Source organism: Echinicola sp. 20G, from assembly GCF_015533855.1.
Classification (GTDB): Bacteria; Bacteroidota; Bacteroidia; order Cytophagales; family Cyclobacteriaceae; genus Echinicola.
The window spans coordinates 832,442-856,380 of record NZ_AP024154.1; the positions used below are offsets into that span (position 1 = coordinate 832,442).

The 23,939-nt window shown below is 36.7% G+C and carries 26 protein-coding genes; 23 read left to right on the forward strand and 3 right to left on the reverse strand.

From position 1 onward, the window contains the following. Positions 1 to 6 precede the first annotated feature (6 nt). The 12 genes from JL001_RS03700 to JL001_RS03755 all read left to right on the forward strand — a co-directional run bounded on the left by JL001_RS03700 (position 7) and on the right by JL001_RS03755 (position 10,194). On the forward strand, positions 7 to 1,254 hold the full coding sequence (locus JL001_RS03700) for an RnfABCDGE type electron transport complex subunit C (RefSeq protein WP_200974821.1): 1,248 nt from the start codon (positions 7 to 9) through the stop codon (positions 1,252 to 1,254). Next, a complete protein-coding gene (locus JL001_RS03705; protein WP_200974822.1) occupies positions 1,251 to 2,321 on the forward strand; it encodes an RnfABCDGE type electron transport complex subunit D in 1,071 nt (356 codons plus the stop codon). Before JL001_RS03700 ends, JL001_RS03705 begins: the two co-directional genes overlap by 4 nt. 11 nt (positions 2,322 to 2,332) lie before the next feature. After that, positions 2,333 to 2,980 carry a nitroreductase gene (locus JL001_RS03710; RefSeq protein WP_200974823.1) on the forward strand — a complete coding sequence of 216 codons (648 nt, stop codon included), beginning with the start codon at positions 2,333 to 2,335 and terminating at the stop codon, positions 2,978 to 2,980. 5 nt (positions 2,981 to 2,985) lie between these two features. Further along, positions 2,986 to 3,789: an acetolactate decarboxylase gene (locus tag JL001_RS03715; protein WP_200974824.1), complete on the forward strand. Its 804-nt coding sequence runs from the start codon at positions 2,986 to 2,988 to the stop codon at positions 3,787 to 3,789. Between the two features lie 99 nt (positions 3,790 to 3,888). Beyond that, positions 3,889 to 4,761: an SDR family NAD(P)-dependent oxidoreductase gene (locus JL001_RS03720; protein ID WP_200974825.1), complete on the forward strand. Its 873-nt coding sequence runs from the start codon at positions 3,889 to 3,891 to the stop codon at positions 4,759 to 4,761. 27 nt (positions 4,762 to 4,788) lie between these two features. Further along, positions 4,789 to 5,346 carry a hypothetical protein gene (locus tag JL001_RS03725; RefSeq protein WP_200974826.1) on the forward strand — a complete coding sequence of 186 codons (558 nt, stop codon included), beginning with the start codon at positions 4,789 to 4,791 and terminating at the stop codon, positions 5,344 to 5,346. 33 nt (positions 5,347 to 5,379) lie between these two features. Further along, a complete protein-coding gene (locus tag JL001_RS03730; RefSeq protein WP_200974827.1) occupies positions 5,380 to 6,180 on the forward strand; it encodes a helix-turn-helix domain-containing protein in 801 nt (266 codons plus the stop codon). A 131-nt stretch (positions 6,181 to 6,311) separates the two neighbouring features. Beyond that, complete coding sequence (locus tag JL001_RS03735; RefSeq protein ID WP_200974828.1) at positions 6,312 to 6,890, forward strand: TetR/AcrR family transcriptional regulator; 579 nt, start codon at positions 6,312 to 6,314, stop codon at positions 6,888 to 6,890. A 67-nt stretch (positions 6,891 to 6,957) separates the two neighbouring features. Continuing rightward, the gene (locus tag JL001_RS03740) at positions 6,958 to 7,371 is read left to right on the forward strand and encodes an OsmC family peroxiredoxin (protein ID WP_200974829.1); all 414 of its coding nucleotides are present in this window, start codon (positions 6,958 to 6,960) and stop codon (positions 7,369 to 7,371) included. Between the two features lie 117 nt (positions 7,372 to 7,488). Beyond that, entirely contained in the window at positions 7,489 to 8,499 is a 1,011-nt protein-coding gene (locus JL001_RS03745; protein ID WP_236252700.1) for an alpha/beta hydrolase, read from the forward strand. Positions 8,500 to 8,520: 21 nt separating this feature from the next. Next, positions 8,521 to 9,342 carry an SDR family NAD(P)-dependent oxidoreductase gene (locus JL001_RS03750; protein WP_200974831.1) on the forward strand — a complete coding sequence of 274 codons (822 nt, stop codon included), beginning with the start codon at positions 8,521 to 8,523 and terminating at the stop codon, positions 9,340 to 9,342. Between the two features lie 30 nt (positions 9,343 to 9,372). Continuing rightward, positions 9,373 to 10,194: an SDR family NAD(P)-dependent oxidoreductase gene (locus JL001_RS03755; RefSeq protein WP_200974832.1), complete on the forward strand. Its 822-nt coding sequence runs from the start codon at positions 9,373 to 9,375 to the stop codon at positions 10,192 to 10,194. 51 nt (positions 10,195 to 10,245) lie between these two features. On the opposite strand, the gene JL001_RS03760 is transcribed toward JL001_RS03755, so the two are convergent. The 3 genes from JL001_RS03760 to JL001_RS03770 all read right to left on the reverse strand — a co-directional run bounded on the left by JL001_RS03760 (position 10,246) and on the right by JL001_RS03770 (position 12,495). Further along, entirely contained in the window at positions 10,246 to 11,151 is a 906-nt protein-coding gene (locus JL001_RS03760; RefSeq protein ID WP_200974833.1) for an AraC family transcriptional regulator, read from the reverse strand. Beyond that, positions 11,152 to 11,967 carry an SDR family oxidoreductase gene (locus JL001_RS03765; protein WP_200974834.1) on the reverse strand — a complete coding sequence of 272 codons (816 nt, stop codon included), beginning with the start codon at positions 11,965 to 11,967 and terminating at the stop codon, positions 11,152 to 11,154. Between the two features lie 138 nt (positions 11,968 to 12,105). Beyond that, complete coding sequence (locus JL001_RS03770) at positions 12,106 to 12,495, reverse strand: helix-turn-helix domain-containing protein (protein ID WP_236252701.1); 390 nt, start codon at positions 12,493 to 12,495, stop codon at positions 12,106 to 12,108. A 92-nt stretch (positions 12,496 to 12,587) separates the two neighbouring features. On the opposite strand from JL001_RS03770, the gene JL001_RS03775 reads away from it, so the two are divergent. From JL001_RS03775 to JL001_RS03825, 11 genes are all read left to right on the forward strand, one after another. Continuing rightward, positions 12,588 to 13,460, forward strand: a complete 873-nt coding sequence (locus JL001_RS03775) for an MBL fold metallo-hydrolase (protein ID WP_200974835.1) — start codon at positions 12,588 to 12,590, stop codon at positions 13,458 to 13,460. Positions 13,461 to 13,718: 258 nt separating this feature from the next. Beyond that, positions 13,719 to 13,886 carry a hypothetical protein gene (locus JL001_RS03780; protein WP_200974836.1) on the forward strand — a complete coding sequence of 56 codons (168 nt, stop codon included), beginning with the start codon at positions 13,719 to 13,721 and terminating at the stop codon, positions 13,884 to 13,886. Positions 13,887 to 14,398: 512 nt separating this feature from the next. After that, positions 14,399 to 15,730 (forward strand): site-specific integrase, encoded by a 1,332-nt coding sequence (locus JL001_RS03785; protein ID WP_200974837.1) that lies wholly within the window; start codon positions 14,399 to 14,401, stop codon positions 15,728 to 15,730. Between the two features lies 1 nt (position 15,731). Next, on the forward strand, positions 15,732 to 16,565 hold the full coding sequence (locus JL001_RS03790) for a hypothetical protein (RefSeq protein WP_200974838.1): 834 nt from the start codon (positions 15,732 to 15,734) through the stop codon (positions 16,563 to 16,565). Positions 16,566 to 16,637: 72 nt separating this feature from the next. Continuing rightward, positions 16,638 to 16,916 carry a helix-turn-helix domain-containing protein gene (locus JL001_RS03795; protein ID WP_200974839.1) on the forward strand — a complete coding sequence of 93 codons (279 nt, stop codon included), beginning with the start codon at positions 16,638 to 16,640 and terminating at the stop codon, positions 16,914 to 16,916. 4 nt (positions 16,917 to 16,920) lie between these two features. Then, on the forward strand, positions 16,921 to 17,097 hold the full coding sequence (locus tag JL001_RS03800; RefSeq protein ID WP_200974840.1) for a hypothetical protein: 177 nt from the start codon (positions 16,921 to 16,923) through the stop codon (positions 17,095 to 17,097). Positions 17,098 to 17,497: 400 nt separating this feature from the next. Further along, positions 17,498 to 18,409, forward strand: coding sequence for a hypothetical protein (locus JL001_RS03805; protein WP_200974841.1), 912 nt, complete (start codon positions 17,498 to 17,500; stop codon positions 18,407 to 18,409). Between the two features lie 148 nt (positions 18,410 to 18,557). Continuing rightward, positions 18,558 to 19,007: a terminase small subunit gene (locus tag JL001_RS03810; RefSeq protein ID WP_200974842.1), complete on the forward strand. Its 450-nt coding sequence runs from the start codon at positions 18,558 to 18,560 to the stop codon at positions 19,005 to 19,007. Positions 19,008 to 19,718: 711 nt separating this feature from the next. Beyond that, on the forward strand, positions 19,719 to 20,729 hold the full coding sequence (locus tag JL001_RS03815) for a CHAT domain-containing protein (protein ID WP_200974843.1): 1,011 nt from the start codon (positions 19,719 to 19,721) through the stop codon (positions 20,727 to 20,729). Further along, positions 20,704 to 21,045: a hypothetical protein gene (locus JL001_RS03820; protein ID WP_200974844.1), complete on the forward strand. Its 342-nt coding sequence runs from the start codon at positions 20,704 to 20,706 to the stop codon at positions 21,043 to 21,045. Before JL001_RS03815 ends, JL001_RS03820 begins: the two co-directional genes overlap by 26 nt. Before the next feature lie 90 nt (positions 21,046 to 21,135). Further along, positions 21,136 to 23,937 (forward strand): DEAD/DEAH box helicase family protein, encoded by a 2,802-nt coding sequence (locus tag JL001_RS03825; RefSeq protein ID WP_200974845.1) that lies wholly within the window; start codon positions 21,136 to 21,138, stop codon positions 23,935 to 23,937. Positions 23,938 to 23,939: the final 2 nt, after the last annotated feature.

Below are 23,939 nucleotides of genomic sequence, written 5' to 3' on the forward strand. Positions count from 1 at the left end.
AAGAATATGTTATTCATTCCAGACAAAAAACATTACTACAAAAACAACGACCTTTCGGACTTTGCTACTCCCAAGAAGTTGCACATGCCCTTATTCGGATTTAAATCTCCTCTTGAACTCCTGGTGAGTAAAGGTCAACGTGTATTGAAATATCAGCAACTGGCACATAAAGAAGGCCTATTTGGAAGTAGTGTTCATGCTCCGGTATCTGGCGTAGTTGGAGATGTCCTGACCATTGATGAATGGGATTATCTGGAAGTGTTTAATGATTTTCTAAATGAAAGTGAGGTTCCTTCCCCAATGAACCCGGAAGCCATTTCGATTCCGGAATTCAGACAAATATTGCAGGGTTTTGGCATTGAAGGAAGCGGAGGGGCCAGGTTTCCTTCTACGGCTAAATATGCTATAGAAGCTGGTGATGTGGAAACTCTAATTATCAATGGAGCTGAGTGTGAACCTTATCTAATGGCAGATTATGCACTGATGAAAAACTATGCCCAAGAGTTGGCTCTATGCATTGCATTTATACAAAGACTCTTTAAAATCCCCAAAGCCATCATTGGCATTGAAAATCAGCACAGAAACCTGAAACCCATTTTGGAGAAAGCATTGACTAATGAGGAAGTTATAGGTGGTGTGAAACTTCTTTCAGATTTTTACCCGCAGGGTGGAGAGTTACAACTCATCAAATCTGTAACGGGGAAAACACTTAAGAAAGGAAGTATTCCTGCCAAAGCTGGAGTTATAGTCAATAATGTTGCCACCATCTACGCCATTTACAGGGCTGTATTTAAAGGTATTCCATACACAGAACGAATTGTTACACTATTTGATGAAGCATCCCAAAAAGGCAGGAACTATTGGGTGCCAATTGGGATGCCTGTTTCAGCTATTTCAGATCATTTCTTCCGCCCTACATCAGAGCACTTTTCTTTGGTTATTGGTGGCCCCATGATGGGGCGATCCGTCCAGGACGAAGGCATGGCCATTCATAAAGGAAGTGGCGGAATCCTAAGTCTATACAAGTCATCTTATCAATCAGAAAACTGTATCGGCTGTGGTTATTGTGCTGATGTATGTCCTCAGAATCTGCTTCCAATGGAGTTTTCAAAAAATGTTGAAAAGCAGGATATAAACCAGTTACAAAACTACTATTTACAAGACTGCATAGAATGTGGAGCGTGTGCCTATATATGTCCATCGCGGATTCCATTGGTTCAGGATATCAGAGAAGGTAAAAGATTAATGTTATGAATTCATCACCTTTTATATCCGCTTCAAGCAGTACCAGATCGGTTATGATTGATGTGATCATTGCCTTATTGCCACTCTTAGTCATCGCCTTGTGGGCTTTTGGAGAGCGGGCATTTGTTGTAGTGATAAGCTGCATTCTTAGCTGTTTGCTTGTTAATGTATTGAGTGGCTATGTCATACTGAATAAAAGCAAAGTCTCAATGGATGGTTCTGCAATCATCACCGGGATATTACTTGCATTTACCCTTTCACCATTGACTCCCTGGTATGTCTGTGTGTTTGGAGGATCAATGGCTATTCTATTTGGGAAAATTCTTTGGGGAGGGTTGGGCAAAAATCGGTTTAATCCGGCTCTGGTTGGTAGAGAGTTTATGACGGCCTTTTTTCCATTTATCATGAATGGAGGAAGTCTATGGGATACAGGATTATATGTTAACAATATAGATCCAGGTGAGTATAAGATTTTCCTCAGTGGGCACTTCAGTACGATCATCTATAACCCTACAGGAGCCTTGGGCGAATACTCTCTGGTGGCTATCAGTCTTGGTGGCATTTATCTTTTGATTCGGAATAGAATCAGCTGGCATATTCCATTTACATTTCTGGTTACTCTAAGTCTCGTCCAAAGCTTATTACCCATAGGAAACACCATACAGTTCTCTACAGGTGGAGTACTATTAGGCGCTGTTTTTATGGCTACAGATATGCCTACCAGTCCGACACACCGAAATGCCAAACTGTATTTTGGGATGATGTTGGGCCTGGTTATCTCCTTGTTGTTATACAGTGGTGTTCATCATGTCTATTTATCCTATGGTATTTTGATTATGAATGCCTTCATGAAGCAGATAGGTGAAGTAATGAAGCCAAATGCGTGGGGACATAGCTTCCAAAAGGATACTTTAGAAAAAATCGGTCAAACTAGCTTTCATATTTTATTGATCACTTTTTCTGTTATCAGCCTTCACAAAGCTGATGTAATCAACTGGCTGATCTTCGGATATGCCGGGTATATGCTGTTCAAATTTTACGATCAGACTCAATTCAAAACAAGAGCATTATTTTAAAATCAAATCTTATGAGAAACCTCATTTTCATTTCACTTCTATGCTGCATGGTGCTGTCCTGTCAGGAAGCCCCAGTGACCAAAATCTACAACGGAGAAGCCAAATCGGCTATCCTGGACAACATGCTTACCAGGCGAGCCATCAGGAAGTACACGCCCCAAACAGTAAGTAACGCCCAGATTGATACCCTGATGAAATATGCCATCTATGCCCCGTCATCGCTGAATAAGCAGCCCTGGCAAATCAGGGTGGTGAAAAACGAGCAGTGGTTGACAGAGCTGAATAATCGGTTTTTAGCCTACGCTGAAGGCAAGACATTTCAGGGAAGTGCTGCGCATTACAAAGAACCAGGGTTTAGTATTTTTCACGATGCACCAGTATTCATCGTTATTGCCAGAGATAAAAACAATCCAGTAAGCAGTCTTGATTGTGGCATTATCCTACAAAACATACTATTAGCTGCTCATGCCACAGGGTTAGGAACCTGCCCATTGGGCACTGTGGTTCCGGTGATGAACAGACCCGAAAACCGGGATTTACTAGAAGCTCTGAATATCCCTGAAGACTATGATGTAGCCATTAATGTGGCTTTGGGCTACTCCGCGGAAAATCCTCCAGTGAAGCAGCGCTATGCTGATAAAATCAAAATAATTGAGTAAAAGTTATGAGAACATACCATAGAAAGATCATTTGCCTTTCACTTTTAATCCTATCTGTTTCATGTCAAGATCAGCCAACAGAAATCAATTCAAAACAGACCTCCTCAAGTGATAAAATCTGGCATTACTCGATTCTTGATGCCATGCGAAGAGGAATCTATGAGGGAACGAATACAGTAAAAGAGCTGAAGGCTCATGGAGATTTTGGTCTGGGCACTTTCAATCACCTAAATGGGGAACTTGTCGCATTAGATGGTGTCATCTATCGTATTCCTCCTTCTGGTGAAGTGGAAGTTGCTCCAGATACCATGATTTCACCTTTTACCTCTTTGAGCTTTTTTAATGCAGATACAACAATGACCTTTCCTTTTACTGGTGATTTCGAAGATTTAAAGAGAAATATTGAAGGAATTCTGCCCTCCAGAAATGTTCCATATGCCATAAAAGTTCGAAGTCAATGGTCTGAAATCACTGTAGGTGGTGCAAAACCCGTTGAAACCACAGACACCACAGAATTAGCTGTTTTAATGAAGTCAAGACCACAATATCAGGCTGAAAATATCCAAGGAATGATGATCGGTTTTTTTACACCTTCCCTAATGAGTAATGTGGACCTATCACCGTTTCATTTCCATTTTCTATCCGAAGACAAAAAGTTTGCAGGTCACTTGATAAAAGGTTCAATCTTAAATGCTGAGCTTCACATCCAGATTGATTCAAAAGACGGATACGAAATTGAGTTGCTCAATCAAAACCGCAGATATCGTAACCTCAACTTTAAAACTACTAAGGAAGCAGCTAATTACTAAACCATTCAGTTTGATACGCTCAACAAAGCAAACTTGACATTCTCAACAAAGCTTTGATTTAGAGCTTGTTCTAATTTTGCTATATAAATTTATAATAAAATGGAAACAAAAAGTAAAGTTTGGTTCGTGACCGGAAGCGGGAATGGCCTTGGAAGAAATATTGTAGAAACAGCTTTAAAATCCGGACATCAAGTGGTAGCCACTGCTCGGAAAGTTGAACAGTTATCATACCTTAAATCTGTGTATGGAGATCAGATACTTGTTGAAAATTTGGATGTTACAATCGAAGCTCAGGCCAAAGAAGTAGTTAGCAAAAGCATGAAACAATTTGGTCGTATAGATGTGCTGGTAAACAATGCCGGATATGGTGATAACAGGCCATTTGAGCAAATGCCTGCAGAGGATTTTCGCAAACTAGTTGAGACGTGTTTTTTTGGTGTGGTTACACTTACCCGCGAGGTTTTGCCTTTTATGAGAAACCAACGTAGGGGCCACATTATCCAAATATCTTCAGGTGGTGGAAGAATGGCTGTAGCAGGCCAGGCGGCTTATCATGCTTCCAAATGGGCAATTGGCGGCTTTACAGAAGGGCTGGCTCAAGAAACCGCTCCTTTTAATGTAAAAGTTACAGCTCTAGAGCCCGGAGGCATGCGTACCAACTGGGGGAAACGAGCTTATGCAGAGTCCATAGAACTATTGCCCGAATATGAATCTACAGTAGGAAACACCATTAAGTTTCTTGAAAATTATTGGGGAAATGAGAATAGTGATCCTCAAAAGGTGGCTGAAATCATCCTTAAAGTGAGTGAAGCAGATGAAGTCCCCCCTCACATTTTGATTGGAAGTGATTCTTATAACCTGGTAAAAGAAGCAAGTATTAAAAGATGGGAAGAAGCTGAAAAGTGGAAAGATTTAAGCTTTTATGCTGATTTCGGGAATGAAATGGTTCTTCCAGAATTGATGAAGAAGTAAGTAATCTTTAACAATAGGTAGGATGCTATGAGTTATTTACATGCCATCCTACCCTTATATAAAATTTCCATGGTTGAAGAAATTCATAATTATTATACTGCGGAGAAAGTAGGAATACCGTATGTGGTTCTTACTGGTATACTTCTCGTGGTTGCTGCCATTTTGATTCTTTTCAAGGCCTCAGCTCACCCTTTATCCAAAGGGCTTTCAACAGGTCTTTTAATCTCAGGAGTACTTCTCATTATTATTATTCTTTCAAACAAGTATTACAATGATAGAATGATCAAGAAGCTTCCGGATCGTATCCATGAAACTGAATCGGAATTACAACAATCTGAAATACAAAGAATGGAAAAAGTGATGAATATTTCTTTTCGCTATTCATTCTTAGGGTTTGCTGGATTTATCACCATCCTAACATGGCTGATGGTTATTACCTCCAGTTATTTCTGGAAAGGATTTTTTATAGGACTCTTGTTTTTGGTATTGCCGATATTAATAGCCGACACCTATAATTCAAAAAGAAATAAGGAATACCTGGATTCTTTGATAACTAATCAGAGAAGAATCAGTAAGTATATTTAATGATGGAAAAACGCATTTCTCAAAGCTTAGGAAATGGATAAAAGAGAAGCAAAGTTCGCTGAAATTGTTCAGGCATGTATAGATGACAAGGATTTTAAAACTGAAGCAATTCCGGAATATCACACTTTAATACGGGTTCTTTCTGGAGAAATGAAGATTGTTTCGGCGGAAGAATCATACACTTTTGGACCTGGTGAAATTTTACTTGTCCCACGCAATCAATTATGCATGGTGATCAAACGTCCCAAGGATGACATCCCTTACAAATCAATTGCAATAGCCTTTAAAACGGAAAGGCTAAAAGCCTATTATTCGAAAGTTGATTTGAAAACATCGCTAATACCTATTAAAAAAATACTGTCCTACCCTCCTCATGCTTTACTTGAAAGTTATTTCGCTTCACTTGAGCCCTATTTTGAATTAAAAAGTCAACTACCTGAGGAAATTACAAAATTGAAAATAAAAGAGGGTATTGGGATTTTGCGGTCCATCTATCCAGGTATAGACGGTCTATTGGCTGATTTTTCCGAACCAGGGAAGGTCGACCTCAAAGACTATATGGAAAAGAATTACATGTTCAATATGCCTCTGGATAAATTTAGTTATTTGACAGGACGCAGTTTAGCTACATTTAATCGTGATTTTCGCAAAGCTTTTCAAACACCTCCCCAACGGTGGTTAATTCAAAAAAGACTTCAATTAGCTTACCATCTTCTGAAAGAAAATAACAAAAAACCCATTGAAGTTTATATTGAGTCAGGCTTTGAAAACCTCTCACATTTTTCTTATTTGTTTAAAAAGACTTTTGGACATTCACCATCTCAACTAATTTGATATTTTTTAAAAATTAATACCCTGTTAATCAGATAGTTAAGTGTATTTTGAAAATAATTGGAAAAATTTAAAGATTTTATTTTGTACTATTCAGTACAATAATATATATTTGAACTATCAATTAGATAAAAATGGCAGGAAGACCCAAAATATTCAATGAAGAAGAAGCACTCGACAAGGCCATTACGGTCTTTTGGGAAAAAGGCTATGAAAATGCCTCTGCAGAAGATTTGTTGAAAGCTATGGGAATTGGGAAGGGAAGTTTTTATAATGCCTATAAAGGAGGTAAGCAAGAGTTGTTTGAAAAGTCAATAAAAAGAGTGGGAAGTCATTATTTAAATGACTTTAAAAAGAACATCAAAAATTCCGAACAGCCAGTTGAAGAAATTAGAAAGTTCTTTTATTCAGTTGCTGACCCTAATACACAATTTGGCAAGTTTGGCTGTTATTTTGTGAACGCTGTACTCCAGGTGGAAGATAATGAGTTGAAATGTATAGCAGCAAATCAACTGGATGTGGTCAAGGAAATATTCATGGAGGCTATTGATAGGGAAAAATCTGCAGGAAAACTAACCACAAAAATTTCAACCCCATTATTGGGTTTGCACTTACAAAATTTATGGGCTGGTATCAACGTAACACGGAATGTGGTGAATACCAAAGCAGAACTTAAAGAACTAATAAAAATGAATTTAGAAATATTGAATTAAAAAAAATTTAAAGAATTTTGTACCGTTTAGTACAATATTAAACTCACATTTATCAAACTTTATTACAATGAAAAGAAAAGCAACAGCCCTATGGAATGGGGATATTAAAACAGGTAGCGGACATCTGTCCACCGAAAGCACTATACTGAATAAAACCCAGTATTCCTTTAGTAGCCGCTTCTCTGAGGGAGCAGGTACGAATCCAGAAGAATTGCTTGCAGCAGCACACGCAGGATGTTTTACAATGAAACTTGACCTTGATCTAACCAATGCTGGATTCAAAGTAGACTATCTTAATACTGAATCTACCATTACACTAGAGAACGGAAGAATTACACTATCAGAACTAGTCTTGAAAGCCAAGATTTCTGCCATAACTAATGAAGAGTTTCAGAAAATAGCAAAAAATGCAGAGGAAACCTGCCCCGTAAGTAACGCATTTAGCTTTAAAATAAAATTAAGTGCAACCTTAATTCCTTAAACGAATATCGATTCAAAAACAAGTTTTTTTTTAAATCAATTTTGTACCAAAAAGTACAGTATAAAAATCAAAATCATGAAAACAAGAAAATTTATTTCAATCTTAATCGCAATCATAATGAATACATCTTTGTCACATGCACAGAATATTTCCGCGGAGAAAGATCCCAATATAGATCCACAGATCAGGGAATTTCTGAAAGCTTTAAATAACAGCGGCGGAAAACCATTAGAGACACTTAGTCCAAAAGAGGCAAGGCAGGTTTTGGTTAATGCCCAACAATCAGTGGAAGTTGATTATTCAGGAATTGAAGAGTCTGAAAAAACAATTACACAAGATGGCGAAACTATAAACATACACATTGTTAAGCCTATTAATGCTGATTCAAATCCCCCAGTATTCATGTTCTTTCACGGAGGAGGATGGATTCTTGGAGACTACCCTACTCATAGAAGATTAGTAAGAGACCTTGTAGTAAAAAGTGGAGCAGTAGCCGTATTCCCAGATTATACGCCCTCACCAGAGGCCCAATATCCAAAAGCAATCAATCAAGCATATGCTGCTACAAAATGGGTTGCAAAAAATGGAACTCAGATTGGTGTAGATGGCAATCGTCTTGCAGTGGTGGGAAATAGTGTAGGTGGAAATATGGCTGCAGTAGTAGCACTGATGGCGAAAGATAAAGGAACTCCTACCATAAAACAGCAAATTTTACTCTGGCCGGTAACAGACTCCGATTTTTCTAGGACTTCCTATAAGTCTTTTGGAGAAGAGCGATTTCTAACTACCAGTTTGATGAAGTGGATGTGGGACAACTATACCAAAGATGCCAACGAACGGCAGCAAAAGTATGCAACTCCGATACACACTACAATCGAAGAGTTGAAAGATCTACCACCTGCTTTGGTTCAAACTGCTGAAAATGATATTCTTCGCGATGAGGGTGAAGCGTATGCCAGAAAAATGGGTGAGGCTGGGGTGCCAGTTACACTTACTCGCTATCAGGGACTCATCCATGATTATGGTCTACTCAACCCACTTGCACATATTCCGGCGATCCAAACAGCAATTTTACAAGCTGCCATAGTACTTAAAGAGGGATTAAACACTCCTAGCTCCACTAAATAACAACCATAAATCAAAAACGAAATGAAGACTATTTTTATAACAGGAGCTTCTCGCGGGTTCGGAAGGCTCTGGACAGAAGCTCTATTACAAAGAGGTGATCAGGTGATAGCAACTGCTAGAAACCTAACAGATCTTGAAGGCTTAAAAAAACAATACAAAGATCGGTTTCTTCCTCTTCAACTAGATGTTACTGACCGCATAGCTACAATTGAGACTGTTAACAAGGCTCTAAAATATTTTGGAAAAATTGATGTCTTAATAAACAATGCTGGGTACGGTCTATTTGGAACAGTTGAGGAAACGACAGAAGATCAAGCCAGGGCACAAATGGAGACCAACTTCTTCGGCTTACTATGGGTAACTCAAGCGATACTACCCGTAATGCGAGCACAAAAAAGTGGTCATATCATACAGATCTCCAGTTTCCTTGGACTCACCACATTGCCAATGCTAGGACTATACAATGCATCAAAATTTGCAGTGGAAGGACTCAGTGAGACACTTGCATCGGAGGTAGCTCATCAGAACATTAAAATTACACTGATAGAACCCAATGGATATGCCACAGATTGGGCCGGAGCCTCTGCGGTACAAACCGAAAACGGGATCACAGATTATCAGCCTGTTAGGGATGCTTTTACAACTGCCGGAGAAGATGCTTCCACTTGGGGGAAACCAATAGCTACTGTTCAACCCGTTCTTGAATTGATCGACAACCCAGAACCACCACTTCGCTTATTGTTTGGTAAAGTAGCCTACGATGCGGTTGAACGATCACTAACTTGTAGACTTAAGGAAATCCATCATTGGAAAGATGTGAGCATTAAAGCTCACGGTCATTGAAAATTATAAAACAACAAAAATTAAAGATATATGAAAACGATTTTTATAACAGGAGCATCACGAGGATTTGGAAGACTTTGGACAGAAGCGCTATTGCAAAGAGGTGATCGAGTGATTGCGACTTCAAGAAATGTTTCAAACTTTAGTGATTTAAAAGAGCTGTATCCTGAAACATTTGTACCAGTAGCTCTAGATATCACAAATAGAAAAGAAGTTTTTGAAACAGTAAAAAACGCACATTCGCATTGGGGTTCTCTGGATGTTGTCATCAATAATGCAGGCTATGGGGTATTTGGAGCAACGGAGGAACTTTCAGAAAAAGACTCAAAAGAAGTCGTTAATGTAAACCTCTTCGGTACTTTGTGGGTAACACAGGCTGTTTTGCCATTTTTCAGATCTCAGGGAAATGGCCACCTTATCCAATTATCCAGTGTATTAGGCCTCTGGGCCCTTCCAACCCTTGGATTATACAGTGCTACCAAATTCGCAGTCGAAGGACTAACTGAGGCGCTCGCTCAAGAGGTTGAACACTTTGGTATCCATTTAACTTTAGTAGAGCCAAATGGTTATGCAACGAATTTTGCCGGTGATTCTGCTGTATTGAGTCAGCCTATTCCCGACTATGAGCCTGTAAGAATTGCTTTGGCAGCTAATGAGGGAATGCAAGCCTCTGCAACCGGAATACCAGAAGCAACAGTTCCGGCATTACTTCAGCTAATTGATTCTGAAAATCCTCCTCTAAGATATTTTTTGGGCAAAGTTGGTCTTCAAAAAACCAAACAAGTCTATGCTGAAAGATTGTCTGAATGGGAGAAATACAATCAAGTAGCTATTGATGCACATGGCAAATAGCAGCCAGATTCCTATATATAAAAAGGAAGGAGACCTGTTCTCCTTCCTTTTTTATTGTTTCAATTTCTTGAATCCACTTGGGGTATACCCCGTTTTAGACTTGAATAGTTTCGAAAAATGTGAAGGATATTCAAATCCAAGTTCATAGGCTATCTCATTCATTGATTTTGAAGTTCCCCATAGCATCATTTTCGCACGATGGATAAGTTGCAAATGGATGTATTCCTGCGTGGTTTTTCCAGTATATTTCTTGAGTAAATCAGATAAATAATAAGAGGACAAATTTAATTGAGAAGCGAAGAATTCCACATCAGGAATTCCTGTCTCCACCAAAGATTGATCAAAATGTTCCACAAGAAGTTTTTCAAATCTTTGTACAAAATCATGGTTCACCGAGCTCCTTGTTAAAAATTGTCGATCGTAGAATCTTCGACAATAGTTTAATAAGAGTTGTAAATTATCTAAAATCAATTGTCGAGTATGATGATCAAGAGTATTGGATAACTCATTTTCAATTTTTCTTAGACAATCATTGATAGTAGTTTTTTCATCTTCAGAAAGGAATAACGCCTCATTTGATCCATATTGGAAAAAGGAATAATCTGTCATTCTTTTTCCCAAATCTGAACCATTTAAAAAGTCAGGATGAAAAAACAACCCCCATCCACTTTCCAACTCCATATTTTTACTTGAAGAGGTTACTTGGTTTGGAGCTGTAAAAACCATCGTACCCTCATCAAAATCATAATGCGACTGGCCATACTGAATGGCCCCCTTATAAGTTTTGAGAAAAATGGCATAGCATCCCAGACGGTATAGTTGATCTGATACATTAGTAATTGATCGATGCACCCTCGTCAAATCAATAACCGTTAACATTGGATGTTTAGGAGCTCCATAGCCATAGAAGCGATGGAGCTCATTAATACTTTTAATATCCTCGAACAAACTACTCATTTAATTAATGAAATAATTTCTAACAGTGTCAAGTAAATCGCTGTCATTGCAATTTGATTTCAAGTCCGCATAAAAAAAGGCATCTTCTCCAACTAAATATCGCAATAGATTCTTTTGATCTGTAGATGCAGCATAAATTGCTTCTGCAACATCCTCGGGGCTTGCCTTTTCTAAGTGAGCTGTAGGTTGTCCATATCTTTCAAAAAAACCAGCCATTAATGGATTGTATGACTCAATTTTATTATTTACCAACTCCAGTCCATTTCTAAAATTGGTGTGTACGCCACCTGGTTCAATTAATTTGACTAGGATATTGAATTTAACTAATTCATGTGAAAGAGCCTCAGAAAATCCCTCAACCGCAAATTTGGAACTGGCATACAAACTAGTAAAAGGTAGACCAATTATTCCTCCAAAAGATGAAATATTGACAATTACACCCTCCCCATTTTTACGCATATGAGGAAGTACAGCTTGCGTCACAGCCATCATACCAAAAACATTTACTTCAAACTGATTTAGTATTTGCTTTTGTGTTGCAGACTCGAATACCCCCATTAGCCCATATCCGGCATTATTGACTAACACGTCAATTTTCCCAAATTTTTCTATTCCGGACTCAACAGCTTCAGCTATTGAATACTGATTTTGAACATCCAGCGCTGTGACAAGTAGGTTTTCGAGGCTACTGAGCTCTTGCTCCTTATCTGGTGTTCGCATTGTTGCGATTACATTCCAACCTTTTGAATGAAATAGTTTTGAGGTTTGCTTACCCAATCCCGATGATGCTCCTGTAATTAAAATTGTTTTTGCCATTTTGTTATTTTTTTGGCAAAGTTCCTTACTCTTGATAGCCTAAGCCTATATGAATTAAGAAAGGTTTTATACTTTTTACGGATTGTAATTATATAAATATCAAGTCATAGAGATTCTAAAAAATAAGATAGCAGGATTTTATGTTGTGCCAATTCGCTTAACTGACCAATCATACAAGGTAGAAAGAACGACCTTCAATCCCCTACCAGTATCAGTCAGGCTATATTCTACTTTTGGTGGTACAACTGGGAAAACTTTACGGTTAATTAAATTAGCCTCCAACAACTTTTTTAATGTCTGAGTAAGCATTTTAGGAGAGATGCCTTCAATCTGCCTTAATAATTCACTTGTACGTTTGTCACCTTGCATCAAAGAAAGTAAGATAAGTAAGGTCCATTTATCTGACAATAGCATAACCGACTGATGAAGGATGCAAGTTTCATCCATGATCATCGAATCATCAGAAAGATTCATAATTTTTTCAAATAATGAAAAATCATTTTTGCTGTTTATTCCATTTTCACTCATTCTTTACTTTTGGGTTACTATCACACTTTAAAGTACCTTATTTCTTTAGTATAGATTCTTTAGTACGTTTGTTTCAAACAAACAACAAATCAATGAATCAGGTTTCAAATTCTCACCGCCAAACTGCAACATTTCAATGGAGAATTGGAGAGGCTAAAGTAACAGTAATCAATGATGGTCACTTTCAGACAACATTTAATTATTTCACCCATTCTTCAGAAAACGAAATTAAAGAAATCTTATATGGTTCCTTCAGGCCTTCCCCCCCTATATTGACGACAAATATTTTTCTTATCGAAATGGAAGATCAATCCCCTATTCTTATTGATACTGGCATGGGAACTATTGCAGGTCCAGAAATTTCTGGTAATCTCCTTCATTCTTTAAGATCAATTGAGGTTTCGCCCGAAAGCATTGGAACGATACTATTGACGCATCTTCACGGAGACCACTTCTACGGATTGATTGATGAAAAGGGCAATAAGTCTTTCCCAAATGCTGACATTTGGGTCTCAGAAAAGGAACTTTCTTATTGGCTAGACCAGAACCATTCAAATGTAGTTGATCAACAAAATGCTGAATTAATTAAAATGGCATTAAAACAATACAATAAGCTAAAGGGTACAGAAGAGGAAGAGATAATTCCTGGAATCAATCCTTATTCATTACCCGGCCACACACCTGGACACACAGGATTTCTACTGAGATCAAAAAATGAACAGCTCCTATTTTGTGCAGATTTATTAACTATTCCATCAATTCAATCTGCTTCTCCTACAATTGGCTTTGCAACAGATGTTGATTACAATTTGGCAGTAAAGACTAGAATAGAAACATTAACTATGGCATCTGAAAAACGACTTCTTTTGGCTGGAGCACATTTTGAATTCCCGAGTCTACATTATGTGAAAATAGAAAATAAAGGCTTTAGACTAATACCTAAACAGTTTTTCAATTTTAATTAAACTAATGTGTCGGTTACAATAAATCGAATACTCCCCAGATTTAAATTTCTTTTTTTTAACTGAAAGAGGAGAATATTTCTTACACAAAGGATATGCATAGATTTTGGTTATCAATTAGGAATAATGAAGGTTATCAGAACCTAATTAAGCTATCTATTTATATAAATTCATCTTTACTCATTTAAACTTTTATTCACAACAGCTTTGAATCCTAACCGTAAATGAGTGAAGTAAACCTCTACAAAACCAACTGATTATGTGGTCAGTAATGAAATTTTAGGAACACTTTTTATCAGCTTTATCGCTCTGATCGGGACTTTGGGTGCGGAAAATCCCTTTTCTATTTTTGCTGTAGTCTGGGGGATGGATTATATATATCTTCAGTTTGCGGTCAAAAAGAAAAGAAGAACTAAAAACAACAGCTAACCATTAGCTTCTATTTATTCAAACATTAAATGAAGGCTTCCCTTTCTGGCAAATTCAAATCCATTTGAATGATTTCGATACGATCTCTTTGACTTTCACAACCTACCGAGCGATCGCACATCACCTATACATTCCAAAAATTGAGTGACAATACAGTTCAAAAAAGGGGGACAAAATGGAGGACGAAAAGGGGGACAAATTTGAGTCATTTGGAACCAATTGGAATTGAATTGAATCAATTTTACCTAACAAGATGCATTAACAACCCTATAAAACACAAAAAGTTGAACACAAAGGTTCAACTAATTGTTTAGTAGCGGGAACTGGGCTACATACCTTTTATTTTCATTTTTCTCTATTTTACTATTTATACTGTTTGAATGTATTTCAGTGCATTTTTAAAGTAAAATCCAGTTAGTAATGATTCGAATGGATTAAAGAAAAGTGTCCCCTAAACCGTCCCCCAAATTTTTTAAATGTTTATATTTAGCTATTGATAATCGGAATGAAACATGGCCAAATACAAGCTCTACTTACGTGACAAATCTAAAGATGGGGAAACTCCAATCACTCTTTTTGTCAACTACAATGGGAAACGTCTAAAATACCCCACTGGCAAATCCATTCATCCCAAACTATGGAATGATAATACGCAACAAATAAGGGTAGTCAAAACCTATCCAAATGCAAAATCTGTCAACAATACGCTATCCAATATTGTGATGTCAGCTCAAAAGTCATTTGAATTATTGGAAAGTCAGCTTCACAGAATCCCTACCACCGAAGAGCTCAAGGAGCAAATAGATTTAGAACTAAGTCGGAGTAATGAAGAAGTCGACACCGAACGCCTTCCAACGTTTTTAGAGCTTTTTGACCGATTTATTGAGGAATCGAAAAATGGCTTGCGGTTAACTTCTTCCGGGAAACGCTTTGATAAACGATCAATTCAGAAGTACCAAACTGTTCAAAAAAGCCTTGTCAAATTCAACAAACGATATAACCTAACATTTGAAAGTATTGACAAAAACTTTTACAGCAAGTATGTGGACCAGTTAAATAGGAAAGAGACTAAACTAAAAGATGGAAAAGAGATTGTTACCAAGCCTAGCTTCTCCTTAAATAACGTTGGCAAATATATTCAAGTTATCAAAACCTTTCTTAATTATGCGACTGAAAATGGATACAATTCAAACCTATACTATCAGTCTAGGCAATTCAAAGCATACAAAGTACCTGGTTTCAGCATATACCTCAATGAGGAGGAGATCAAGAAATTATACGAAAAAAATCTTAGTAAAACACCAGCCTTGGAACGTGTACGTGATCTGTTTATCGTAGGTTGTTGGACTGGTTTAAGATTTTCAGATTTCACAAGCATCAAACCTGAAAATATTGAAGGAAACTTTCTAAAAATTACCACCTTTAAGACGAATGAAAAAGTGGTAATCCCTATTCATTATATGGTTCGAGACATCATGGCCAAATACGAAGGAAAATATCCCAACAGCCTACCTCCTGCCATTAGTAATCAAAAAATGAATAGTTACCTGAAAGAAATTGCTAAAAAGCTTGATTGCTTTAAAACTTCCATAGATGCTGAATCCACTAAAGGAGGTCTTAGGGTTACCGAGAAAAAGCATAAATGGGAATTGATAACTACACATACAGCTAGAAGATCGTTTGCAACTAACGTCTACAAAAGTGGTTTTCCAGCGATTAGCTTAATGAAAATCACTGGTCATAGAACGGAAAAAGCTTTTTTACTTTATATTAAAGTCACTCCAGAGGAAAATGCCAAACAGCTTTTGGAGCATTGGAATAAACGTGCAGTTAAAGCAATTTAATATGGGAGTTTACACATTTGAAGATTGGTTAAAAGGAGTCAAAGAACCTAATAGTCCTTTTTGGGAGCTCGAATGGCATAATGGCATTGTTTCTTTTAATCCAGCAAAAAATAAAATTGCAGAAGCGAGAAGACAAGCGTTTTTTAATTTAGTTCAAATGCATTACGAATGGCATTGGCCCCTCATCGAAAATTCTTTTCCTCAAAACCTAGAAAGTGAAGAAAAAATATTTCTTGCCAATCAAGAATTATCAAGGCATTCGAAAATTGTGGAAGGTTTCGGCTTAGAAAAAATTCTGAGGGGCCCTACTGATGTAGATTTAGAATTCATAGATGGAGAATTATATAACAGAATAAAAAAAATAATTCATGAAAACTACTCAGAACTAAAGGATAAAAAGGAAATTATTTTTAACAGTAAGAAGTATAATAGTGTGAAAGGAATAATTACTGTAGATGATATAAACTTAAAAGCCCATTTAGCACATAAACTTTCAAAAAGCCTTAAAACTTGGATTGAAGAAAACTCACTTCCTCCTAGGGATCAAGAATTATTAAACAGCCTACAACAGAAACTTTGTATTTTATATGAATTAGGTATTCTTGATCTACTTGACAACAGGTTTAATAATAAAAACTGTAATGCTCGAGGACCGGTTACTGAAAAAGCGAAACTGCTAGATACAATTTTGAATGTTGGAAAACATGAAAGAATTAGATCAGAACTAAGCAAGAAGGGTTTCCTTAAATCAAAATCAGCCAATAGAGAAGCTATAAAATTTTTAAATAATCGTGGACTAACCAACCAAAAATTAATTGATCCAGACGAAAATTAAAAAAGTTGTGGAGGCCACAAAAAAGCCGCAGATATAACTTTATCACTTTTGAGTAAATCAAACTCAAAAGCTATGAAAATTGTGTTAACAACCACTGAAGAACTAAATCAACTAATTAACGAAGCTGTATCGAGCGCAGTTCGCAAAATCCCTCTACAACAAACAATACCACCTAATGAGAAATTTCTTAGTAGGAAAGAAGCTGCTGAAAAGCTACGTATTTCATTAGTAACTCTTAATGATTACAGCAAAAGAGGGCTTGTCAAATCATTTTTGATTGGAGGCAGGGTCCTATACAAGGACAAGGATTTAGAAGCTTGTCTCCATGAGGTAAAGCCTGTCAAATATTAAAATAATGATGGGTTTCAAAAAAGCTTTGTCAGGAGAAGTAGCTTCATTTGGCAAATACTATTCAATTTTCTGGCAGTGTAGGGACATAGGTCATATGATTCCTCATATACAAAGGGAATTGGAACAACATTCTGAAATACTTTTCTTATTTGGAGAGGAGGCCATAGCCTTATGGATTTAAATTCACCAAAACCCTCTTCCCCTTGTTTTGTAGCTAAGTACAAATTAAAAGAAAGATGTTTTAATATTGAAGACTTTAGAACGTGTAATCTTGATGCCAATGACACAATCCAAATATTAAACTTTCTGCCCGAACAGCTCAAATTGATTCATTTCACTTCGAAAACCAAGAAAGGGCTTGTCAGTAATGGCTTCAATCCTGGGAACAGTCTTTTTTTTATCCCATTGTATTTCTTATTAAGGAAAGACGAATACCTGTCTTTACGAAATCCTTTTTTACCCTCCACTGGACTTAATTATATGATTAAGGTCTTAATTAATGAGAGAAAAGCCATCCTATTACTGGAATTTTACGAAAGCTTTCCTGTCTCTAGTATAATAAAATATGAAAGGAGGATTCCATGATAGATGACGTGTTACTAGTTATGGACATAACACCTCCAAAGGAGGTGATTAATGGAACCAAACAGCCCTTCATTTGGAAAGACCTCATATTTGCCCCTTCGTTTAGGAAAGACTGTGTCATAAAATACACTGCCACATGGAAAAATTTAAAGTTAGAAATATGGTATGACCAGCTTAAAGTCAATAACTCGTGGCACAAATTTTACCATGGGAATAATTATAGTGACTATACCTTCGAGGATATCAAGCAGACTATTGAACTATTTGTTGAAAAATTTGGACTAAATTTTCTAAAAGCTTCAATTAAGAAACTAACCATTGGATGTAACCTTTCTATTAATTCAAATAAATACTACCCACGGTGTATTTCATTAGGCACCACATTTTTTCAAGAGATGAGAGGGGGAAATACCCATGTAGTTTATGGGCAATATGCAAAGCAAACCAACATAAAATTCAAGATTTATGACAAGCAATATGAGGTCAAAATTCATAATAGGGAAAAAATTGTACCCACGCTTAGAGTGGAACAGGAAATGAACATGAATTATATCAGAAAAAGGAAAGATACATCAATTAGGATCTACACCCCTTCTGACCTTCTTCAAAGAGATTGGCTTGTTGATGTCATATTTGAATTAACGCTGCAAACTGATAGGATTAACTTCAGTGGTGACTTACCTATAGAAAAGTCAGACTCTTTAATCGAATCGGAAATAAAAATTTTAATGGGAAATCTTCAGTATAGGAAAATAATTAAGACAAAAGCTTCTCCAAAGACCTATCAAAAAAGAGTTAAAATTTATGACAAAATGCTTGAAAATTATGAGGTTAAAAAGGCGAGCGACAGGCTTTCACGCTTAGTTGGAAATAAAATGAATTTATTGGCAGGTCCAAATATGGGGTAAAACTTACCCTAAAATTAAAGGTGTGAATATTTCAAAATTCCCAGTAAAATTTACCCATTATTTAGAAAATTCAGTAATGCGTAATAAAAGAAGAATTCAAACTTGTAATATACCATAAAATTAAGGTAAGATTTACCATTTCATAAAAATGAAAACAGTCATACAAATTGAGTCCAAAACAATATTTCTTACCTCTAAGGAGGTTCGCTTTGTCCACCACTACTTGAGTGATGCAAAAATGAATGCCACCACCGCAGCAAAATTGGCAGGGTACAGTAACCGTACAGCTGGACAACAAGGATATGAAAACATGAAAAAACCTGAAATTTTGGAATATATCCAGTTCAAAGCTAAACCAATTTTACAGCAGCTAGAAGTAACACGTGAGAAACTATTACAGGAATTAGCCAATATTGCCTTTTCTAACATCGGAGATGTAACTACACCAGACTGGACTCTGAAGGATCTTAATGAAATAAATCCTGATATTATAGGAGCCGTAAAATCTATAAGGAAAAATAACAACGGTTATAAGGTTACTTTTCATGATAAGCTGGCAGCACTCACTCTCTTGTTGAAACTATGTAACGACATATAAATCAAATCAGTTTTTATAAAAAAAAAACAGATATACCCTAATTCAGGATCATTATAACACAATTAATTCACTATAAATAGGCCATGTCTGCTTTACATTTTTCACTAATTGGTACTCTAAAAAGATATAATTATTTACTTTTTTCACCATTTAAAAGTTATTAATCTAATATTCAGTAAATTACTGTTCCTCATCACATTTTAAACTTTATTTTAGGTATGAGTATGACAAATTTTGACCATTCAACACTTGCTTTACCTCAAACCACACTATCTGCAAGGGAAAATGAGCTAATATATCGATTGCACTTTAATCCCAACCAGTCATACGAGAAGGGCAAAAGACATAAGTTTATCATTAGACTAGAAATCAAACCAAATAACAAATTCACTAAAGAACAAACAGATCAATTCTCAATTAGATTTTTTTCGTTTGATCTCTTTCACACTGAAAATAGTGAAGAATTAAAATTTTTCTCATTTCGCAATAAAAGAGATGCACTAATTGAATTTGAATGCATCGCTAAAAATAGTGGCCCTACACAAATTTTCATTAACTGTTTTCACAATGTTTTCTCATTCCATCGTGAAAAACACACCATTAATATTATTTAACTTCATGGATGATTTTTATGTTGTAACAATAAAACATATTTCTTACAGTATAATAGAAACTTATGATGAAAGAAATAGTGTTTTAAACATTCTTTTCATGAAGAAATCTGATGATGGTAAAAATCCTACCAGGTGGCAAATTGATATAAGAGATACTGGAGAACTGAATAATTTAGAAGGCAGTAAAAGGCAACTTTACAGAAAATTAGAAGAAATAACCATTGATTTATATGAAAAGAATAATAGAGCTACAAATAGTAAGCTAATAGATTTAAATCGAATAGGGGTATATTTATTTAACCAGTTATTTAGTAAACTGGGAGAGCAAGTAAAGTACGATCAATCAATAAAAGAATTATTTCTCCCCTCTTTGATAAATCAAAAAATTCATGTTGTATCATCCCATTTTAAAATCGAATATAAGTTACTGAACAATGGGTTACGTAAAAGTCAAACATCTGATTATGAAAGTTTTTTAGGCAATAAATACATTTTTCTTTTTGATTTATACAATGTAATGACTCAAAATACAACAAATGCCCCAAACAAAGATCCTTCAAATATTAAAATCAAACTTATTCATCATAATGAATTTGAAAACCTTGATAATATCCTTGATTTTCAAGTAGAAAAATACGACCGTTCTCTTCCTATAAGACGATTCATTGAGAATGGAGAATTCGATATATTACATTTAGCTTGCCATATAAAAAGTAATAGCAAATTCAAATCCCCTAAACCAAATGAATATATTTTGGATTTTGGAGACACTTTTTTAACACATTTTGACATTTTGGAATGTAAAAAGTTAGGCGGTAAAGTAGTTTTTATAAGTGCGTGTAATTCAGGCTTTGGAATAGACACCGACTATTGTTTGGTTGAAGACATATTATCCAAAGCTAATGCTTCCACTGTAATAGGAACGAGCGATAGAATTCTTAGTAAATTTGCGACTGAATTTGCTAGTGAATTCTGGAAAAACGTAATAAGATATAATGGATATTTAGATGAGGCCTTACACTTTACTACTCATGATTTTATTAAAAACAGTAAAGGGTGGGGAGGAGTGATATATAAAGTGTATGGTAAAAACACAATTTTTAACTAAAGACCTTTTAATTATGAAGGATAATTCGATTAATATTTTTTATAATGAAGAGCTATTCAGAGATGGTTCTCCAACAATAAGATCTATTCGACAAATTGATCTAGACACACTTGCAAATGAATTAAGTGAATTTAAAAATAAATTAAGGTTAGTCTTTGGAAAAGAAGAGACAAGTAATTCTCCATACGAGCTAGATGAAATTACAGTTTTAGCCGAAATTTCTTCGGAAGGGAAAGTTGGTTTATTAGGAACTGGCGCCTCTGTCGCAGCAAAAGCAAGCTTAACTTTCAAATTTAAAAAAGTAAAAACTACTTAAACTAGATTAAAACAATCCAAAGTATTTTAAGAAATTACACTTTTTTACTTAGATTTATGTTTTTACAACATAGTACTTTTTCGAAAAAGCATGGATTTTGTCAATCAGAACCCGGAGCAAATAGCCAGAGACCAGATAGACAGCTTGCTGGAGAAAGCTGGTTGGTTGGTGCAATCAAAAAACAAGGTCAACCTCTCTGCTGCCAAAGGTATTGCTGTACGGGAATACCAAACCGATTCAGGTCCAGCAGACTACGTTTTATTCGTGGATAAAAAACCTCTAGGAATCATTGAAGCGAAAAGGGAAGAAGAAGGACTAAAACTAACCACTGTTGAAGACCAATCAAAAAGATATGCTCACGGAAAGCTGAAATACCTTAATAATGATCCTTTACCTTTTGCATACGAAAGTACTGGTGTTTTAACTCGATTTACGGATTACCGTGATCCAAAGCCCAGGTCAAGACCAGTATTCCATTTTCATAAACCTAAGACCTTACAGGAATGGGCTAGCACACAGCAAACGCTAAGGAAAAAGCTAACCCTTATGCCAGTGCTCCCAATTGACGGGCTTAGACCCGCACAGATTGGCGCCATTCAAAACCTTGAAAAATCCTTTAAGCACAACCATCCCAAAGCACTTATCCAAATGGCTACTGGGGCCGGAAAGACCTTTACTGCCTGTACCTTTATTTATCGGTTGCTGAAACATGCAAATGCTAAGCGGGTCTTATTTCTAGTGGATACCAAAAATCTAGGAGAGCAAGCAGAGCAGGAATTCCTTAAATTGCAACCCTCAGATGATAACCGAAAATTTACCGAACTGTACAATGTACAACGACTAAGCTCCAGTTATATCGCATCAGACAGCCAAGTATGTATTTCTACCATTCAACGCCTTTATTCTATACTTAAAGGGGAAGAACTGGAGGAAGAGGCTGAAAAGGAGAATCCCAACGAACAATCCTGGCAATGGCAGAAAAAAGATCCTGTTCCAGTAGAGTATTCTAATGATAATCCTATTGAGCAGTTTGACTTTATTGTTATTGATGAATGCCATCGTTCCATCTATAATCTTTGGAAACAAGTATTGGACTATTATGATGCATTTCTGATCGGACTAACCGCCACTCCTGACAAAAGGACTTTCGGTTTCTTTGATGAGAATGTGGTAAGTGAATACACCTATGAACAATCTGTATTAGATGGGGTAAATGTACCCTATGATGTTTTCACCATTGAAACCGAAATCTCCAAGGGAGGAGGAAGAATTGAGGCCAAAGAGTACGTGGACAAACGGGAGAAACTCACCCGTAAAAAACGTTGGGAACGACTGGATGAAGACTATGAGTATACCTCTAAAAAGCTTGATAAGGATGTGGTCTCCCCTAGTCAAATACGAACCATTATTAGGGCTTTCAAAGATAGCCTTCCTAACATATTCTCAGACCGCTTTGATGAAAAGGGAGAATTTGAGGTGCCAAAAACCCTGATATTCGCCAAAACTGATAGCCATGCTGATGACATCATCCAGATAGTCCGAGAAGAATTTGCAGAAGGAAACGATTTCTGCAAAAAGGTAACCTATAAAATCGATGAAGACCCAAAATCTGTATTAAACCGTTTCCGTAATTCCTGGGCTCCTAGGATCGCTGTAACAGTGGACATGATCGCTACAGGTACAGATGTAAAGCCCTTGGAAGTGCTATTGTTTATGCGTGATGTAAAGAGTACCAACTATTTTGAACAGATGAAAGGCCGTGGTACCCGTACCATCAAGTTTGATGACCTCAAAAAAGTGACCCGAACAGCAAAACATACCAAAACCCACTTTGTGATCGTGGATGCCATCGGGGCGACCAAATCTAAAAAAACAGATAGCCGACCGCTTGAACGAAAGCCTGGTGTACCTTTAAAGGATTTGCTCGGAGCAGTGGCTATGGGTGTGCAGGATGAGGACTTGTTTACCTCTCTTGCCAATCGCCTGATACGACTGGAAAAGCAGCTCACAGAAGCGGAAAAAGAAAAATATAAAGAGCATACAGAAGGCACCAGTATGAAAGGAGTAGCTTCCTCCCTATTGGCCGCTTATGATCCTGATATCCTTGAAGACAAACTGGAACAAAGGATTGGGGAAATCGCTCCAGAAAACCGATCGCCTGAACTTATAGAAAACACCAAAAGCACCATCAGAGAAGAACTGATGTCCAAAGCTTCGTCTTTCTTTAATGGAGGAATCAATGAGTATATTGAGAATGTCCGAAAAGTACATGATCAGATCATTGATACCATCAATCAAGATGCATTACTAAAAGCAGAATGGGACAGTTTTAGCAAGGATAAAGCCCAAGATGTGGTAAAGGACTTCAAAGATTATATAGAGTCCCACAAAGAAGAAATAACGGCTTTACGGCTTTTTTACGGTCAACCCTACCAAAGAAGGGAGCTGACCTTCAAAATGACTAAAGACTTACTGGAAAAGCTGAAACTGGAAAAACCCTTACTTGCCCCTCATTATGTATGGGAAGCATATAACCAACTTGAGGAAGTGAAAGGCCATTCCCCAAAAAATGAATTGGTCGTCTTGGTTTCCCTTGTTCGAAGGGTCTGTGGAATAGACAGCCAACTTACCCCTTATCCCAAAATGGTGGACAAGCACTTTCAAGAGTGGATATTTAAGCAAAATGCCGGAAAGCACAATAAGTTCACCGAAGAACAAATGCAGTGGCTCCGCATGCTTAAAGACCATATTGCTACCAGCTTTCATGTGGATATAGAAGACCTGGACTATACCCCATTTGATGCCCAAGGGGGCAGAGGGAAGATGTGGCAGCTCTTTGGGGAGGAGATGAATACGGTTATTGAGGAATTAAATGAGGCTTTAATAGCGTAATT